This is a genomic window from Bradyrhizobium pachyrhizi (genome assembly GCF_001189245.1).
Taxonomy (GTDB): Bacteria; Pseudomonadota; Alphaproteobacteria; order Rhizobiales; family Xanthobacteraceae; genus Bradyrhizobium; species Bradyrhizobium pachyrhizi.
The window spans coordinates 40,271-40,614 of record NZ_LFIQ01000107.1 but is presented as its reverse complement, the minus strand read 5'-3'; the positions used below and the strand labels follow the sequence as shown (position 1 = coordinate 40,614).

Annotated in this window: 1 pseudogene; it reads right to left on the bottom strand. The window is 61.3% G+C overall.

Features of this window, described 5'->3' with window-relative positions:
* Window positions 1-56: 56 nt before the first annotated feature.
* Window positions 57-344, bottom strand: a pseudogene (locus tag AKL29_RS45650) (cytochrome c peroxidase); the annotation flags it as partial.

Below are 344 nucleotides of genomic sequence, written 5' to 3'. Positions count from 1 at the left end.
TTGATCGAGCATCCGCGCCGCGGCACGGATCGCAAAATCACTGCAAAACAAAGCAATCAATGCGAAAGGTGCTTGGAGCGCATCACCTGGCGAAGCGCAGCATAATGCTGGTCATGCACGTCTTGATTGAAGAGCGACCATGGCTCGGCGCTGGCCAACAGCGCGGGCACTGCGGCAACCATCAGATTGCGATAATTCCTGAACTCGGTCGCGGCATCCGCGTTGCGCCCTGCTGCAACCGCCATCTCGATTCGCCGCAGCGTGAGAACGAGCTCCTTGAGGCCGCTGCGCGCTAGCACGCGCTGCTGCTCGCCGCCCGAGACGCTGGTGTTCTTGCGATCGGG